Source organism: Lysinibacillus sp. BS3, from assembly GCF_039614735.1.
Taxonomy (GTDB): domain Bacteria; phylum Bacillota; class Bacilli; order Bacillales_A; family Planococcaceae; genus Lysinibacillus; species Lysinibacillus capsici.
The window spans coordinates 1,656,551-1,673,736 of sequence record NZ_CP154860.1; the positions used below are offsets into that span (position 1 = coordinate 1,656,551).

Annotated in this window: 15 protein-coding genes; all 15 read right to left on the minus strand. The window is 38.9% G+C overall.

The window, feature by feature from the left end; genetic code table 11:
- Positions 1–370 precede the first annotated feature (370 nt).
- Positions 371–604 carry a KH domain-containing protein gene (locus AAJG31_RS08555; RefSeq protein WP_004269410.1) on the minus strand — a complete coding sequence of 78 codons (234 nt, stop codon included), beginning with the start codon at positions 602–604 and terminating at the stop codon, positions 371–373.
- Between the two features lie 15 nt (positions 605–619).
- The gene (gene rpsP / locus AAJG31_RS08560) at positions 620–892 is read right to left on the minus strand and encodes a 30S ribosomal protein S16 (protein ID WP_004269411.1); all 273 of its coding nucleotides are present in this window, start codon (positions 890–892) and stop codon (positions 620–622) included.
- Between the two features lie 94 nt (positions 893–986).
- Positions 987–2,345, minus strand: coding sequence for a signal recognition particle protein (ffh, locus tag AAJG31_RS08565; protein ID WP_048391641.1), 1,359 nt, complete (start codon positions 2,343–2,345; stop codon positions 987–989).
- Between the two features lie 12 nt (positions 2,346–2,357).
- Positions 2,358–2,693, minus strand: a complete 336-nt coding sequence (locus AAJG31_RS08570; protein WP_048391643.1) for a putative DNA-binding protein — start codon at positions 2,691–2,693, stop codon at positions 2,358–2,360.
- Positions 2,694–2,988: 295 nt separating this feature from the next.
- Positions 2,989–4,266: a signal recognition particle-docking protein FtsY gene (gene ftsY / locus AAJG31_RS08575; RefSeq protein ID WP_279494162.1), complete on the minus strand. Its 1,278-nt coding sequence runs from the start codon at positions 4,264–4,266 to the stop codon at positions 2,989–2,991.
- Positions 4,263–7,844: a chromosome segregation protein SMC gene (gene smc / locus AAJG31_RS08580; protein ID WP_279494161.1), complete on the minus strand. Its 3,582-nt coding sequence runs from the start codon at positions 7,842–7,844 to the stop codon at positions 4,263–4,265. The genes ftsY and smc overlap by 4 nt, the downstream gene beginning before the upstream one ends.
- 3 nt (positions 7,845–7,847) lie before the next feature.
- Positions 7,848–8,612, minus strand: coding sequence for a ribonuclease III (gene rnc, locus AAJG31_RS08585; protein WP_012293239.1), 765 nt, complete (start codon positions 8,610–8,612; stop codon positions 7,848–7,850).
- Between the two features lie 388 nt (positions 8,613–9,000).
- A complete protein-coding gene (gene acpP / locus AAJG31_RS08590; protein ID WP_009371143.1) occupies positions 9,001–9,237 on the minus strand; it encodes an acyl carrier protein in 237 nt (78 codons plus the stop codon).
- 58 nt (positions 9,238–9,295) lie between these two features.
- The gene (fabG, locus tag AAJG31_RS08595) at positions 9,296–10,042 is read right to left on the minus strand and encodes a 3-oxoacyl-[acyl-carrier-protein] reductase (protein ID WP_004269418.1); all 747 of its coding nucleotides are present in this window, start codon (positions 10,040–10,042) and stop codon (positions 9,296–9,298) included.
- Entirely contained in the window at positions 10,035–10,988 is a 954-nt protein-coding gene (fabD, locus tag AAJG31_RS08600; RefSeq protein ID WP_004269419.1) for an ACP S-malonyltransferase, read from the minus strand. Before fabD ends, fabG begins: the two co-directional genes overlap by 8 nt.
- 18 nt (positions 10,989–11,006) lie before the next feature.
- Positions 11,007–11,999: a phosphate acyltransferase PlsX gene (plsX, locus tag AAJG31_RS08605; protein ID WP_048391651.1), complete on the minus strand. Its 993-nt coding sequence runs from the start codon at positions 11,997–11,999 to the stop codon at positions 11,007–11,009.
- Between the two features lie 2 nt (positions 12,000–12,001).
- Positions 12,002–12,574, minus strand: coding sequence for a transcription factor FapR (gene fapR / locus AAJG31_RS08610; protein ID WP_004269421.1), 573 nt, complete (start codon positions 12,572–12,574; stop codon positions 12,002–12,004).
- Positions 12,575–12,706: 132 nt separating this feature from the next.
- Entirely contained in the window at positions 12,707–14,752 is a 2,046-nt protein-coding gene (gene recG, locus AAJG31_RS08615) for an ATP-dependent DNA helicase RecG (protein ID WP_054550503.1), read from the minus strand.
- A 133-nt stretch (positions 14,753–14,885) separates the two neighbouring features.
- The gene (locus AAJG31_RS08620; protein WP_083225383.1) at positions 14,886–15,989 is read right to left on the minus strand and encodes a dipeptide epimerase; all 1,104 of its coding nucleotides are present in this window, start codon (positions 15,987–15,989) and stop codon (positions 14,886–14,888) included.
- Between the two features lie 33 nt (positions 15,990–16,022).
- Complete coding sequence (locus AAJG31_RS08625; RefSeq protein ID WP_054550501.1) at positions 16,023–17,174, minus strand: amidohydrolase; 1,152 nt, start codon at positions 17,172–17,174, stop codon at positions 16,023–16,025.
- Positions 17,175–17,186: the final 12 nt, after the last annotated feature.

Here is a 17,186-nt window from a genome sequence, read left to right on the forward strand (position 1 = left end):
ATTTCACCTCGTAAAAAACATGCTTATCTTCACAATGCATCTGGCTCATCCAAAAAAGGTTCCGTTCTTGCAGATGTGCTTTGGAAGAATGTAGTTTTAGCTAAGACTCATTTGTCTTGTCAACAATAATATAAGCAATATCCTTTATCTATACTCCTTATTTAAGCTTTAATTTCCACTTAAACAGAAGTTATAGCGATATGCTGATGTTAAAAAAAGATAAAAAAAGGAAGGAACCTACAAGCTCCCTCCTTTTTCGTCCAGATTTTACGCTTTATACTAAAAGGCCACTTTGAACTCCTAAGCGACATGTAAACACACCTATCAGGACTCACTAGTACTTGTTGCAAGAGCGTGAAAATCTTTTCTATTAATCCAATATATCGACGTAGGTCTTCTTTTGATGGTGACTACCTGCCGCTGAATAAACAATTGTACGAATCGCTTTTGCTACTCGCCCTTGCTTGCCTATGACTTTCCCTCTATCCTCTGGATGAACAAAAAGTTTATAAACAATTCGATTTGCATTTTCATCCGTCTCAATACGAACTTCTTCTGGATAATCGACTAACGGTAAAACGATTGCTTCAATCAGCTGCTTCAAAGACGTCGCCCCCGATTATTTACTGAATTTTTGGTTATGGAATTTTTCCATGATACCTTGTTCTGAGAACAGGTTACGTACTGTATCTGATGGTTTTGCACCGTCAGCTAACCATTTAAGAGCTTTCTCTTCATCAATGTTTACAGTAGCTGGTTGAGTTAGTGGGTTGTAAGTACCAACTGTTTCGATTTGACGACCATCACGTGGTGAACGAGCGTCTGCAACTACGATACGATAGAAAGGAGATTTTTTAGCTCCCATACGTTTTAAGCGAATTTTAACTGCCATTTTAATAGCACCTCCGAATAAGTTTCACACAAGATAGTATATTATCAATGTTTAGGTTGTTTGTAAAGTGTTTTTTCTTAACACCTAAAAATTATTATTTAAACAATGAATCAAAGCCTGGTAATTTCATTTTTTTCTTCCCTTTACCACTTGCCATTCCAGTCATTTGTTTCATCATTTTTTTCATTTCATCGAATTGTTTAATGAGACGATTCACCTCTTGAATAGATGTCCCAGAGCCTTTCGCAATACGCTTTTTACGGCTACCATTAATGATTTCTGGGTTGGTCTTTTCAGCAGGCGTCATCGAGTAAATAATGGCCTCTACACGCCCCATTTGCTTATCATCAACTTTTACATTATCTAAGCCTTTGATTTTGTTAGCACCTGGTAGCATTTTTAAAATTTCATCAAGAGGGCCCATTTTCTTGACTTGCTGTAATTGCTCGACAAAATCATCAAAAGTAAATGTTTGAGATTTAAACTTTTCTTCTAATTCTTTTGCCTTGGCTTCATCTACATTTGCCTGAGCTTTCTCGATAAGGGACAGAACATCGCCCATACCTAATATACGAGACGCCATACGCTCTGGATGGAATGGTTCAAGCGCATCCATTTTTTCGCCCATCCCGACAAATTTAATTGGTTTTTGCGTCACAGAACGGATAGATAATGCAGCACCACCACGCGTATCACCGTCAAGTTTTGTTAAAACAACCCCAGTAATACCGATTGCTTCATTAAAGCTTTCTGCTACATTGACTGCATCTTGACCCGTCATGGCATCAACAACTAGGAAAACCTCATCTGGCTCTTTTAATGCACGAATATCCTTTAACTCTTGCATTAGGTCTTCATCGATATGAAGTCGACCAGCTGTATCAATAATCACTACATCATGATGCTCTTCCTTTGCCAATTCAATTGCCTGACGTGCAATTTCTACAGGAGATACCTCAGTACCTAGCGCAAAAACAGGTAGTGATAACTGTTTTCCTAATGTTTGTAATTGTTGGACAGCTGCTGGACGATAAACGTCAGCGGCAACTAATAATGGTTTACGATTATATTTTTTTCGTAGAACATTTGCCAATTTACCTGTAGTGGTCGTTTTACCCGCACCTTGTAGACCAACCATCATAATGACAGTGGGTGGCTTCGTATTGAACTTAATGGGACTTTGTTCGCCCCCCATTAATTCTGTTAGTTCATCCTGTACAATTTTAATAACTTGCTGACCTGGTGTTAAACTTTGCATAACATCAACACCGACAGCACGTTCACTTACCTTTTTCACGAATTCTTTGACTACTTTTAAGTTAACATCCGCCTCGATTAAAGCAAATCGGACTTCTCGCATCATTTCTTTAACGTCTTGCTCTGACACTTTTCCTTTGCCTTTAATCTTTTGGATCGTTCCTTGGAGTCGTTCCGCTAATCCTTCAAAAGCCATTGCTTTCGCCTCCTAATCCCATTCTTTCAGCTGCTCAATAAGTGCTAGCTGCTCTTCAGCTGTCATACTTTTTTCTGTAATCCCCTGTGTTAGCTGTGACAGCATTTGGGTACGTTGTTGAAATTTTTCAAGTAAACATAATTTTTCTTCATATTCCTCAAGCATCGCTTCAGTTCGACGAATATTATCGTAAACAGCTTGGCGTGAAACACCATACGATTCAGCGATTTCTCCTAGAGAGTTATCATCCAAATAGTATAGCTCCATATAACTTCTTTGCTTATCTGTTAATAATGCTTGATAAAAGTCGAAGAGAAAGTTCATGCGTGTTGTTTTTTCAAGTAGCATCGAATGTTTCTCCTCCCGCTATTAGTCATTTGTATCATAACGAAAAGCGCCCGTCTGTGTCAAGGTAATCTCCTTGTCTAAAAGCCTAAATTACAGCTTTCAGGCATTTTTTGCCATTGGCTAGTATTACTCTTTTAAACAAGTCAATTCACCTATACACAATCGAGCGTTTTTATCTATTATGTGTCAGTGTCACTTTATCCAATTTTGTTCAAAAGCTGAAGCAAACTAAGCATCCTGCTTTCTGAATAGAAAAGAGATATATGGCATTCAATATAAAACTATTCAGCCACTGTTAGCTGTTTTCATCATTATTTTGTAGTTCCTTATCCAAACCATCAGCAAATAGTCCATAGACATATCGTTCTGCATCAAATGGCTGTAAATCATCCATTTTCTCACCAAGACCCACAAATTTTACAGGAATGTGCAGCTTGTTACGAATAGCAAGAACAATCCCCCCTTTAGCAGTACCGTCTAACTTTGTTAAAACAATCCCTGTCACATTCGTTGCCTCTTTAAATGTTTGTGCTTGAACAAGCGCATTTTGGCCAGTTGTTGCATCTAATGCTAATAATACTTCATGTGGAGCATTTGGAATTTCACGTGAAATAACACGATGAACTTTTTCAAGCTCATTCATTAGGTTCACTTTGTTCTGCAAGCGTCCCGCTGTATCACAAATCAACACATCCGCTTTTCTGTTTTTTGCTGCACGAATCGCATCATACATAACTGCTGCTGGGTCAGAGCCTTCTGATTGTTTAATAACCTCACAACCAACACGATCTCCCCATACTTGTAATTGATCAATAGCACCTGCACGGAACGTATCACCCGCAGCTAATACAACCGTTTTCCCTTGAGACTTTAAACGGTGTGCTAGCTTACCTATCGTTGTTGTTTTCCCAACACCATTTACGCCAACAAATAGAATAACCGTTAGTTCACCATCTGGCTGCATAGTTAGTTCAATTAAATCTTCTTCACCTTGCTCGTAAATCTCTACAAGCTTCTCAGAAATCACAGCTTGAATGCCATTTGTATCTTTAATATTTTTACGTTGCACTTCATAACGCAGTTTATCCATGAGTTCCATGACTGTTTCAAATCCAACATCAGCCTGTAATAGTAAGTCCTCTAATTCTTCAAAGAAATCCTCATCCACTTTACGATAGCGTGCAACAAGGTCATTCACTTTTGATGTAAAAGAATTACGTGTTTTTTCAAGACCAGCCTTGAATTTTTGTGTTATTGACCAAGCAGAAGGCTTTTTCTCTTCCAGTAGTTCATCCTCTACTACTGCTAGCTCCTGAACATCTAGCTGTGCTTCTTCTATTTCAGGTGAGGGCTCGGCTTCCACGTCGACTTCTTTCACAATCGCCATTTCTGGTGATTCTTCATCTTGTTCAGACACTTTTAGATCAACGGTCTCAATGGCAGCAGGTTCGTTTAATTCTTTAAACTCCGGCTCCGAATGGTCAGATTCCTGTTCGTTGTCGGTTGCGTCTAGCTTCTCTTCCTCTGCTGGATTACCCATTAATTTATCTTTTAAACGTTTAAAAAAACTCATGCTTGTTCGCTCCTTTGCTCCGCAAGTACGGGTTCATCTTCTAGTTTTACTGATACAAGTTTCGACACACCTGATTCTTGCATTGTTATACCATACAAGACATCAGCTCCCTCCATTGTTCCTTTACGATGAGTAATCACAATGAATTGTGTGTCGAGACTAAACTTTTTCAAATATTGGCTATAACGCACAACATTCGCTTCATCTAAAGCCGCCTCTACTTCATCCAGAATACAAAATGGTACAGGTCGAATATTTAAGATGGAGAATAGTAAAGCAATGGCCGTAAGTGCACGCTCACCACCAGAAAGCAAACTTAAATTCTGTAATTTTTTTCCTGGAGGCTGTGCAACAATTTCAATACCTGTTTCCAATAAATTTTGTGGGTCAATTAAAACCAAATCAGCTTGCCCCCCGCCAAACAATTCACGGAAAACACGTTTAAATTGCTCTCTAATAGCATAAAACGTTTCACTAAAGCGCATCGTCATTTCTTCATCCATTTCTTTGATTGCTTCATGTAATGTTTCCTGTGCAGCAAGCAAGTCCTCTCGTTGTTCAGTTAAGAAAGTATGACGTTCTAGTACTCTATCATATTCCTCAATCGCACTTAAATTAACAGGTCCTAGCTCTTCAATAGATCTTTTTAACAATTTAACACGTCTTCGCACAAACTCTTCATCTTCTATTGCCAGAGCTTCTTTCTCAGCCTCTTCGAAAGTTAACTGATAATTTTCTTCGAGTTGTTCGATAAAATTATCCATTTCAAATTCTACACGATTACGTTTTAACTCATTGGCACGAATTGCTTCAAGATATCCTTTATGAATACGCTGTAGTTCCTTGAGTTGTTCTTCTAATGTAGAGAGTTCTTGTTGTTGTCCTATTTTCTGCTCTTTCTTTTCAGAAATAGTCTCTTGTAAGGCATCTCTTCTTGCTTTCCATGTCACAACCTGTTCCTCGACCTCTTCATCACTTAAATGATTTGTCGATTCATCAGATTGAAGCCACATTATTTCCTGAGAAATATTTTTAACTTTTTGTTGTGCTTTGTTTAATTGTAGTGCCAGTTCAGCAGTCGTAATTTGAACTTGTGACATTTGTTCTTGCATAACCGCTAGCTGTGAACGTTTTTCGGCAAGCTGTTCTCGTAAGACATCTTTCTCTGTCTCCCCCTGTAACTTTACCTTACTTAATTGTTCGACAGTTTCATTGATTTCGACAAGCTCTACAGCAAGGGTATTTAAGCGCTCCTCTGCTGCTTGCTTTTGTGTTAACAATGCTTCCTCACGTGTTTTTACATCTTTTGTTTCAGTTGAAGCAAAGGTTACTCTAGCCGATAAGCTTTTTTCTACGACTTCTAGCTCACGAATACGACTTGACTGTTGCATCTCATCTTTTCGTAATTGCTCTCCTTCAAGCTTTAATTGCTCTACTTGATCTCGCAGTACTGCAAGCTTCTCTTTTTCGGCTGCAACAGCCTGTTCAGCACTATAAATGGAAGCCTGTAACGATTCTAGCTTAATGATTAAATCATCTAACTCTGCTTTTCTTGTAAAGAGTGAGGATTGCTGTTTCAGTGCACCACCTGTTAAGGAACCCCCTGCATTAACAATATCTCCTTCAAGTGTGACAACTCGGTATCGGAAACCACATAATCGGGCAATTTGACTTGCGCCTTCTAAATTTGATGCCACGATGACATTCCCTAATAGATTTTCAACAATTGTTCGATTATCTTCATTAAAAGTGACAAGTGCATCTGCCATTTGAACAAAGGCAGGATGTTCAGTTGCTAGCTGAATAGTTCCTGGATTAATTTTGCGTGATTTCATGACTGTTTTCGGTAAAAAAGTAGCACGTCCAGCCCGTTTTTGTTTTAACCAGTGAATAGCCTGTTGCGCATGGCGCTCATTGGTTGTGACAATATGTTGAGAGGCAGCACCTAAAGCTGTTTCAATCGCTTGTGAATACTTTCCTTCAACTTGGATTAACTCTGCTACAGCACCCTCAATACCTTGTAAATCACCTTTATCTCGAGCAAGCAAGACTTCTTTAACACCTTGGAAGAACCCAGAAAAATCAGCTTCGAGTTCAGCTAATGTATCTTTTCTAGCCTTTAGTTGTTGTTGGTGTTGATACGCTTTGTACAACATATCCTGTTTTTCGCTAAAAGAAATATTGACATTTTTCAACTGTATTTGTAAGGTTTCATATTGCTCTAATTTTTTCTGTAAATCATTGGTTGTCAAAGCATGTTCAACCACTAGCTTTTCTTTTTCAGCAATGATTTGCATAAGCTCTTGTCCAATTTCATCTGTTTGATCGGACATTTTTGCCGCCATTGCCTTTTGTTGAGCTAATTGCTGATCGATATTTTTTAATTCATTCTTGACTGTTGCTTCTTCATTTAATGAATCAATATATCGATTTTTATAGTCTTCTATTTCTTCCTCGATTTCTGTCACAGACCGATTTAATGATTGTTCTAACTGCTTGATGCTCTGCTTTAATACTGATACGGCTTGTTGCTTCTCGGAGAACACTTCTTTTTTCTCCTGTTCTTGAACCAGGAGTAATTCTACTTCCGCCTTAGCCTCTTGTAATGTTGTATTCAGTTGTAATAGTTGATTCGATGCATTTTGGCGTTTTTCAGCCATTAATGCCTTACGACCATCCCAACGCTCTACCTCCATAGTGGCATTGACAAGCTCAGCCTGCGAAACATCCAAATAATCATCTAGATCTTTTAATAGCTTACGTATATTGGCGGTCTGTTTATCAATCATTGAAATATTTTGAGCTTGTTCTAGCTCTGTTGCAGAAAGCTCCGTAAATTCCTCTTTAAGCGCATGCAAAGATTGTGCACAATTTTTAAAATCATGCACAAGAATTGCAATATCAAAATCCTTTAGCTCAGAAGACATTTGTACATAATCTCTTGCACTAGATGCCTGCATTTCAAGCGGCTCTAATCGGTTGTCTAATTCATGGAGAATGTCTAATACACGATACAAATTTTCATCTGTCTCAACAAGCTTATGCTCAGCTTTTTTCTTTCTTATTTTATACTTTAAAACGCCAGCTGCCTCTTCAAAAATAGAACGACGGTCATCAGGTCGACTATTTAAAATTTCATCAACACGACCTTGAGAGATAATTGAAAATGCCTCTTTCCCAAGTCCTGAATCCATAAACAAGTCCGTAATATCCTTCAGGCGACACTGTTGGTTATTTAATAAATATTCACTATCACCTGAACGGTATACGCGTCTTGTTACACTGACTTCTGTATAAGAAAAAGCAAGTTGCTCATCAGTATTATCTAAAATAAGTGTTACTTCTGCAAAGTTGAGTGGCTTACGAGAGTCACTCCCAGCGAAAATAACATCTTCCATCTTTGCTCCACGTAACGACTTTGCCGATTGCTCCCCAAGTACCCAACGAATCGCATCTGTGACATTACTTTTTCCACTGCCATTTGGTCCAACAACGGCTGTAACACCAGGTACAAAATCAATTCCAATGCGTTCCGCAAAAGATTTAAAGCCAATCACTTCTAGTCGTTTTAGGAACATCTATTAAGCCTCCTCTTTTGCAGCTTCTTCACGCATCATCCGCATTGCACATTGTGCAGCTTGCTGCTCGGCTTCTTTTTTTGATTTTCCACGACCAATACCAAGCTCTTGTCCATTTAATAATACGCTTGATACAAAGGTACGATTATGTGCTGGGCCTTTTTCATCGATAATCTCATAATGAAGAAGTCCATTATTCGTTTGCTGTACCATTTCTTGCAATTGACTTTTAAAATCCATCACATGCGAAAAAGCACCGACTTCTACTTTTGGGAACACGATTCGTTCTAAAAATGACACGACCGTTTGTAAATCTTGATCTAAATAGAGTGCACCTACAAATGATTCAAAGACATCTGCAAGCAGCGCTGGACGTTCCCGACCACCTGTTAATTCCTCACCTTTTCCAAGTAATACAAAGCGTCCAAAGCCTAGCTCGTTAGCAAATATCACTAGTGATGGCTCACATACAATGGAAGCTCTTAGCTTTGTTAACTCACCCTCGCTCATATTTGGATATTTCTCAAAAAGATATTTAGAAACAGACAGTTCAAGTACTGCGTCTCCTAAAAATTCAAGACGCTCATTATCCGTAAATAATTTACGGCGATGCTCATTCACATAAGATGAATGCGTGAATGCTTGATACAATAAATTTTTATTAATAAATGTGATATTTAATTCATGCTGTAACAGCTCAAATTGGTTGCGTACTTTTTCAGGAAGTACGCCAGATTTCTGCATAGTTCCTTTTCTTTTCATAGCCATTGAACAAATCTGCCTTCCTAATAGTTTCTACCGTTTTAGTGTACCTTTTTCAGGGCGTTTATGCAAAAGTATTTCGGCTTAAACACAATGTTTTGGAAATTTTTCCGAAAATTCCTCTTAATACAGCATGCATCTCCCATTAGAGAGAATTTTGAAGCTGACTGGTCATTAGATTTTTAACATAAAAAAGGGACGTTAATAGATCGAAAACCGATCCATTTCGTCCCCTTTAAATACATCTTCATTCATTGAATCTGCTCCTTCAAACAAGGAATGCAGAAAAAGTAATTTCTACTTTATTCAAGCTACCATAAAACCATTGTATGATTACGATGACCATTACACCATTAGAGGTGATCTATTTTCACTAAATAAAGTTTTAACGAAATTAGTTTAATTTACTTTCGATGTATGAGATTGCAGTACCTACTGTTGAGATTTTTTCAGCATCTTCATCAGAAATTTCCATATCGAATTCGTCTTCAAGCTCCATTACAAGCTCAACTACGTCTAATGAGTCAGCACCTAAATCATCACGGAAAGAAGCTTCTAGCGTTACTTCGCTTTCTTCCACACCTAAACGGTCCACGATTACTTTTGTTACGCGTTCTAATACTGTAGACAAATGATTCACCTCCCCTCAAATGATTATACAAAAAATCAGCTTATATGCCTAATTGAAATTACATAACCATACCGCCATCAATATGAAGCGTTTGTCCAGTCATATAATTTGCGTCCTCCGATGCTAGGAAAGCTACTGCTTTTGCGATATCCTCTGGCTGACCAAGTTTCGCAAGAGGAATCTGTGTTAGCATACCTTGTTTGATATCCTCTGGCAATTGTTCTGTCATTTCTGTTTCGATAAAACCTGGTGCAATAGCATTAACTAAAATATTACGAGAAGCTAATTCCTTTGCCGTCGTTTTCGTTAGTCCAATAACACCTGCTTTAGCCGCAACATAGTTGGCTTGACCAGCATTACCCGCTACACCAACGATGGAAGAAATGTTAATAATGCGACCTGCACGTTGCTTCATCATTTGACGTGTGACCGCTTTTGTACAAAGGAAAACACCTTTAAGGTTCGTATTTAATACATCGTCCCATTCGTCTTCTTTCATACGCATAATCAAGTTATCTCTTGTAATACCAGCATTATTCACTAAAATATCAAGGGAGCCGTATGTTTTCACAGCAGCATCCATTAATGCTGTCACTTCTTCTGTCTGAGAGACGCTAGCTTGTACAGCAATTGCTTCGCCACCGTTTTCTTGAATCATCGCTACTACTTCTTCTGCTTTTGCCTGAGAGCCACTATAGTTCACAACAACCTTAGCACCTTCTTCTGCAAGCTTTAAAGCAATAGCACGTCCAATCCCTCTTGAAGCTCCTGTTACAACAGCTACTTTTCCTTCTAATTTACGCATTAATTGACCACTCCTTCGACGCTTCTAAAACTGCTTCTAACGAAGCTTCATCATAAACACAATAAGTTGCAACAGAGCGATCAATTTTTTTCAAGAGACCGCTTAATACTTTACCAGGTCCACATTCGATAAAGACGTCAACACCTTGCGCAAGCATTTCACGCATAGAAGCTTCCCATTGAACAGCACTGTATACCTGTTCAACTAGCTCTTGTTGTATTGCTGCTACATCTTTTAATTCCTTCGCCATCACATTGCCAATTACAGGAATTTCAGGTGCAGATAAAGAAATCTCTGCCAATGCTGCTTGCAGTTTCTCTGAAGATGGACGCATTAAATCAGAGTGGAAGGGACCACTTACAACTAAAGGTATTGCTCGTTTTGCACCAGCTTCTTTGGCAGCAACACTTGCTTTATCCACACCTTCTTTAGTGCCCGAAATAACAATTTGTCCTGGACAATTCACATTAGCCACCTGAACAGAGTCACCTGATGCTGATACCTGCTCTGTTACCTCGTTCAATGCCTCTAGTTCCATTCCTAAAATTGCTGCCATTGCGCCTTGACCTGCTGGCACAGCTTCATTCATATAAAGACCTCGTTTATGCACGATTGACACAGCATCATCAAATGACATAACACCTGCTAACACCAATGCACCATATTCTCCAAGTGAATGACCCGCTGCGTAGTGTGGTTGAATACCTGCTGCGCGTAACTTTTCAGCCACCATTACACCAGTAGTAAGTAGCGCTGGCTGTGCATGATATGTCAGTGTTAACTCTTCTGCTGGACCTTCTAACATTAATTTAGATAATTCAAATTGAAGAGCTTGATCTGCGCGATCATAAAATGCTTTACTTTCTGCAGCATTTTCAACAAACTCTTGACCCATTCCAACTACTTGTGAACCCTGTCCTGGAAAAATAAATGCTATTTTTGTCATTTGAATAATCCCCTTTGCTTAATCAATTTCTATGTGGCGTACTGTCTCCGTAATCGTCGAAATAACCGTATGCTCCACCATCGTATTGGCTTGTCGAATGGCACTGAAAATCGCTTTCGCATTTGATGATCCATGTGCCTTAATAACAGGTGCTTGTAAGCCAAACAATCCTGCGCCACCATACTCTGTATAGTCCATTTTATTTTTCAAGTCACGTAAATTATTTTTCATGAGCGCTGCTGAAATTTTCGTTTTCGTTGAAGACATAAAGGCCTCTTTTAACATAGAAAATAAAGCACCTGCTGTCCCTTCAATAGACTTCAACACCATATTTCCTGTAAAGCCATCTGTTACAACAACATCAGCTACTCCTTCAAGTAAATCACGTGCTTCTACATTTCCAATAAAATTCAAATCTGCTTCCTTCAATAATTCGAAGGCAGCTTTTGTTAATTCATTCCCTTTTTTATCCTCGGTACCGATATTTAATAAGCCAATTCGTGGTTTTTGCAAACCTCCAACCTTTTTAGCATAAATATCACCCATAATGGCATATTGCACTAAATGCTCTGGGCGAGCATCTGCATTTGCCCCTAAATCAAGCATTAAAAACCCTTTACCGTCTAATGTTGGTAGCGTTGTAGCTAATGCTGGTCTAGCTATTCCCTCAATGCGACCTACTTTAAATAGGCCACCCGCCATCAGGGCCCCTGTGTTCCCTGCAGAAAGGCAAGCATCTGCTTTACCCTCCTCTACTGCATCCATCATACGTGCCATGGAAGAATCCTTTTTTCTACGAACAGCACGGGCAGGATCATCAGTTCCTTCTACTGCTTCCTCACAATGTATAACCTTTAATCGATCATGTTGTTTTAAAAATGGTTCCAGCTTATCTTGATGACCATATAGTTGAATTTCTAAGTTTGGAATTTGCTCTAATGCTAAAAGTGCACCTTCAACAACTGACTTTGGTGCATTGTCTCCACCCATTCCATCAAGCGCTAATTTCATTGTTACTCACCTTTACCTTTCGTGCGGTACATATCAAACTCACCAACAAAAACGGTTTCACCATTAACGGTAGATGTTACCTCAACTTTTGTTCGGTGTGTTTGTTCATCTCGTCCGATAACAATCGCTTTTGTAATAACACGATTTCCAGCTCGTACAGGTTTCACAAACGTAATATTGGAATGTACGGTTAATGCTAGTTCGTCATCAATTACTGCAACCGCTAATGAATTTGCTTGCGCAAACAAATGATGCCCACGTGCGATGCCATTACGCTGAAAAACATGCTCTTCTTGTACATCAAAAATCGAGAGTGCTCGATGATCTAATTCAATATCTACTATCTCCCCAATGACCTCATCAATCGGGAGAGATTTTACTTCATTTTCATAGTTTTTTGAAGCAACATCTTTAATTCGCTCGCGTAATTCTGGTATTGATAATTCCATACGGTCTAAACGAATTGTTTGGACACTTACCTGAAACTGTGTTGCTAGCTGTTCATCTGTGACGAATGGATTTTCAGCTATCGTTTCAGATAGTAGTCGCTGTCGCTCTTTTTTCGTTCGTCTCAACTTCATTCGCCACCTTTTGAGTTGTTATTAGCACTTGGTACTAATATCAGTATATAGAGTATAAAAAAAGAATGCAAGACTTGTTTTGAAATCAAGTACTTACATTCTTTCTGTGCTAACAAGCTTCTCAGATTAATCGAAGCGCTCTCCTTGTAAAACACCAGTATCTTCTAGCATTTTACGCAAGTATTGATAGTCGTCATCCTGCCAAAACTCTTTTGTTTCAAGCATCTCTGAGGCATCTTTTCTAGCGGTCTCCAATATACGATAATCATGTACTAAATCAGCTACTTTAAAATCAGGTAAACCACTTTGCTTTCTACCAAAAAAGTCTCCTGGTCCCCTTAATTCAAGATCTTTTTCAGCTAAACGGAAACCATCATTTGTTTCTGTCATCGATTGCATACGTTCTTTCCCCTCATCAGACTTAGGATCTGCAAGTAAAATACAGTATGATTGGTGCTCACCACGACCAACACGACCTCGAAGCTGATGCAACTGCGCTAGGCCAAAGCGTTCAGCATCATAGACAAGCATAAAGGTAGCATTTGGTACATTTACACCTACCTCTACAACGGTTGTAGAAACTAAAACTTGAATAGTCCCTTCACTAAAAGCACGCATAACCGCATCTTTTTCATCAGCTGATAAACGCCCATGCATTAAACCGACATGATAACGATCTTTAAAATAAGTCGCTAGCTGCTCATAAATTTCCACAGCATTCTGAACATCAAGCTTATCGGATTCCTCGATAAGCGGACAAATCGCATAGGCTTGTCTTCCAGCAGCTAACTCTAATTCTAGCTTAGATAAAACAGAGCCGAATTGTTCTTTCTTCATCCAATGCGTTTCAATCTGCTTACGCCCTGCTGGCATTTCATCAATCATCGATACGTCCATTTCCCCAAATGCTGTAATAGCTAGTGTTCGTGGTATCGGGGTAGCTGTCATAAAAAGCACATCGGGATTCTCCCCTTTATCACGCAAAATACGTCGTTGCTCCACACCAAAGCGGTGCTGTTCATCCGTGATGACAAAGCCAAGTTTATGAAAAATAACATCTGGCTGGATTAGAGCATGTGTACCAATAACAATATCAAGATCTCCATTTGCCAAATCAGCTAATATCACACGTCGCTCTTTTGTTTTAGTGGACCCGGATAAGAGTGCAACACGAACACCAAATGGTTGGAACCATTCTTTCAAATTCTCTAAGTGCTGTTCTGCTAATATTTCAGTTGGTGCCATTAAGGCTCCTTGAAAACCTGCTGTTACGGCTGCATATAGCCCTATTGCTGCTACAACGGTTTTACCCGAACCTACATCCCCTTGTAGCAAGCGATTCATTCGATGCGGCTCCTTCAAATCCTTACAAATTTCATTCACCACGCGTTTTTGAGCATTCGTTAATTCATAGGGTAAGGAAGCGATAAAATCTCGTAACTTATGCACATTAAATTGAATAACTGTACCGTGTTCACTATCCTTCCTTATTTTCCGTAAAGCTTGAATACGCAATTGGAAGTTTAATAGCTCCTCATAGGCAAAGCGTCTCCTTGCTTGTTTAGCATGCCCAGCATCCAGTGGAAAATGAATACCCTCCAAGCCCTCTCTTATTGAAACAAGCTTATACGACTCTTGTAAATAATATGGAATGGTCTCTGGCAGTACTTCTCCACAATCGTCTAACACTTGTCGCATATATTTTCGAAATCTTTTTTGGGGGATCAAGCCTTTCAGACTATAGACAGGCTCAAAGTCAACTTGATCTGTTTTAGGACCAAATGTAACTGAAGTGCCATTGATTACTTGTCTACCTCGATCCCATTTACCAGTCACCGTAATAATGGAACCAGGTACAAGCTTTTGCTTTAAATAGCCCTGATTGAAAAATACGACTTTCACTAAATGTCTTCCTGCTAAAACAGTTACTTGGAGTCTTGACTTATTACGACCTAAAAATAAAATCGTAGGCTCCCGCTCCACCTTACACTCAACTGTAACCCGTTCGTTATGTGGTGTTTGCGCTAAATCTTTTAAACGAAAATCTTCATGTCGATGTGGGAACGTCCATAATAAATCAGCTATTGTATTGATTCCTAGTGATTCAAGATGGGCTGCTGTTTCTTTCCCGACGCCTTTTAATTCATTGACGGGTCCATATAATTCAGTCATCTTATCCCACAACTCCCTTCATTGATTGTTTATGTAGTGTTATACTCTCTCTATCTAATGTACCATAAATTATTTCCCTAACCCTACACATAAGCAAAAACCCTACCAATGATTGATAGGGTTAAACTTTTGATTATTTAATTTCACAGGAGAAACATGTAATTTCTTTCACATATTGCTCATCAACTTCTATTCCTAATCCAGCTTTATCACTTAACTGCAGGATGTCTTTATAGTATGTAACATTTGCCACATCTTTTACAAACATTAATGGTCCGACCATCTCGTTTGTATGGATAATCGACTTACTGATGGCTAGGTGTGCCCCAGCCATTGTTCCGATTGCTGATTCAACCATAGAGCCAACTTGGCAAGGCATCTCTGCAGCCTCCGCAAGACTTGCAAGCGCTAAAGCTGGATAGATTCCACCTGATTTCATTAATTTTATATTTAGCATATCGGCAGCACGCATTTCTATGACATCGACTAAATCATAAATATTATGAACACCTTCGTCTACCATAATACTACAAGGTGAAAGGGCTCTGATTTCTTTTAACGCTCTTAAATCATGTGCTTTTACAGGTTGCTCGTACCAGTCTACATGACAAGCTGTAGTTTCTCTTATTACTTTTAGTGTCTCCATTCTATTCCAACCTTGATTGGCATCTACTCGCAGTTGCACCTCCTCACCTATTGCTTCTCTTACAGCACGAATACGAGCAATATCTAAATCAGCATTTGTACCAACCTTAATTTTAATATTACGGAAACCCGATTTTACAAATTCACTTGCATCTTTAGCCATTTCCTCAGGACTCTTAATGCTAATCACTCTTGGCACCTGTAATTCCTCATGTGCTTTTCCACCAATTAATTGATAAACTGGTTGACCAGTCATTTTCCCCATCAAATCGTAGAGTGCAATGTCCAATGCGGCTTTTGCTGAAGGGACTCCATCAATTTTTTCATTAAACTTTTTATGGATACGGTCTACTGCAAATGGATCTTCATCAATCAGTAATGGCGCTAGTTCATGTTTAATAACGTGATACGTGCTCTCCCAAGTTTCACCCGTCACATTTTGATCAGGCACAGCTTCGCCCCAGCCAACTACACCCTCATCCGTCTCGATTCTGGTAAGAATAGTTGGCATATCATCTAAATGAACATAAGAAATAACGAAGGGTTCCTTTAATTGTAAACGTGCTGCAAACACTTCAATCTTTTTTATCACGATGTAAAACTCCTTTTCGTATAAATAGTCTGATTATTTATGTTGCAAGATAATATTTATAAATAGTTGAATCGCATCAGGGAAAACATCTTCATCTAGATCAAATCGTGGATGATGATGTGGATATTGGCTTTTTTCACCACCCATACCTACAAAAACAAATGCTCCAGGCTTATGTTGTAAATAATAAGAAAAATCTTCTCCACCCATGACTGGTTCGACTACCTTAAATGCGGTATCTCCGAATTGTTCCCGTACAATCGATTCAATAAATCGTGATTGTGTTGGATCATTGACGAGCGGAGGTGTTCCTAAAATAAAATCGATTTTTCCTTCTGCTCCAAATGCTCGGCAAATCCCTTCTGTTAAACTTACCATTTTCGTTTTAATGATTTTTACAGTGTTCGGTGTCAATGCTCTGATCGTTCCAGTTAATTTTGCCGTATCAGGAATAATATTATAAGTGGTTCCCGCTTGTATATTACCAACTGTAATGACACCCGCATCGATAGGATTGACATTTCTACTTATGATACTTTGAAAAGCTTGCATTAAATGGCTAGCTATATAAATAGGATCAATTGTTTCATGTGGCATCGAACCATGACCACCATACCCTTGAATTATAATTTCAAAATCATCAATAGAAGCCATCATCGGTCCATGTGTTAAACCTATCTTCCCTTTCTCTAAACCTTGCCATAAGTGAATGCCAAAAATAGCATCTATATCTTCCAACACACCTTTTTGAATTAATAAATCAGCGCCACTTGGCGTGATTTCCTCTGCTGATTGAAATATAAGCTTGATATTCGGCTCGATTTTCTCTCTATTTAAGCTTATCCATGTTGCAACTGCTAATAAAATCGCTGTATGACCATCATGGCCACACATATGAGCAACACCTTGCCTGTCTGAAATGTACGGTTTGTCTCCCTCTTCTTTTATAGGTAAGGCATCTATATCGGCACGTAATGCAATAGTTTTTGTTCCCTTTGTCCCTTTTATAAACGCCACTACACCTGGAGGTTCATAATCTAGAATTTCTATATCTAACTCCTCTAGTCTTTTGCGAATAAACTCACTTGTTTCGTATTCTTCACCAGAAAGCTCTGGGTATTGGTGCAGATGACGGCGATCCTCTATTGCCTTTTCTGCTAATTTTTTTATATTCATTATTTCCATTGTTAAACTCCT